Source organism: Streptomyces sp. SPB074 (genome assembly GCF_000154905.1).
GTDB lineage: Bacteria > Actinomycetota > Actinomycetes > Streptomycetales > Streptomycetaceae > Streptomyces.
In genome coordinates this window covers 6,341,464-6,342,570 of the sequence record NZ_GG770539.1, presented here as the reverse complement: position 1 = coordinate 6,342,570, position 1,107 = coordinate 6,341,464, and the positions used below count along the sequence as shown (strand labels likewise).

Sequence of the window (1,107 nt, the reverse complement as noted above, 5' to 3'; positions counted from 1 at the left end):
CGCTCAGCGCGGGGTGGGCGGGCGGCCCCTTCGGGTGGAAGGCATCGACGGCGGGCTCCCCAGGGGGCGCACGCGGCGCGCGTTTCGGGCGCTCGCGCGCCGCCCCCGCCTCGTTCCGTTCCGGCCAATGCGTGCCTATCGCGCATGCGGGGGCACTCGCTCCGGTGAACTGATCCGTGCCGGGCGAGCCGCCCCGGTCACACGAAGCATGGGGGAGTCCGGGTGCCGCTTCGCACGAGGATATTGCTGGTGCACGAGATCCCGCTCTGGCGGGTCGCGCTCCGGGCCCTGCTCACGGCCGGTACGGATCTGCACGTGGACACGGCCGGGCCGGGGGACGTGGGACGGGCGGCCGGGACCTGTCCCCCCGACGTCTACGTTCTCGACCTCGACTGTCCGGGTTCCCTGGGCCTGCTCACCGAGATAGAGACCTTCCGTGCCTCCCGCGACACGGCGGACACGGGCGCGCTCGTCATCCTGACGAAGGGCGAGCGGCCCGGCGACCTGCGCCGGGCCTTCCACGCGGGCGCGGGCGGCTACGTGGACAAGTACGGCGAGACGGGGGACCTCGCCGCCGTGGTGCGCAAGGTGGCCGCCGGAGGGCGGCACCTGGACGAGACGCTGGCGTTCGGCTTGCTGAAGGTGTCCGAATCGCCGCTGTCGGACCGCGAGCTACGTGTCCTCGGGCTCGCCGCCGAGGGCGAGTCGGTGGCCGCGATCGCGGGGCACCTGCACCTCGCCGCCGGGACGGTCCGCAACTACCTCGCGGCGGCCATCCGCAAGACCGGGGCGCGCAACCGGCTGGACGCCATCCGGCTCGCCAAGGAGGCGGGCTGGCTGTGAGGCGGCCGGTGCGAGGACGCCGGTCAGTTCGCGGAAGAGGGCCGAGCGGGCGGCGAGTTCCCCCGGCGTGCCGCAGTCGGTGCGGGCCCCGTCGAGGAGCAGCACCCGGGTGGCGCGCGCCGCCGTCGCGGGACGGTGCGCGATGAGGACGAGTGTCGTGCCGGGCCGGGCGGACAGCGCGCGTTCCACGCCCCGTTCGGCCCGCGCGTCCAGGTGGCTGCGTGGCCTCGTCGAGGACCAGGAGCGGGGCGGGCGAGAGCCAGG

Annotated in this window: 1 protein-coding gene; it reads left to right on the top strand. The window is 75.2% G+C overall.

Annotated elements, in window-relative coordinates; genetic code table 11:
- Positions 1-249: 249 nt before the first annotated feature.
- Positions 250-843 (top strand): LuxR C-terminal-related transcriptional regulator, encoded by a 594-nt coding sequence (locus tag SSBG_RS27065; RefSeq protein WP_037870742.1) that lies wholly within the window; start codon positions 250-252, stop codon positions 841-843.
- Positions 844-1,107: the final 264 nt, after the last annotated feature.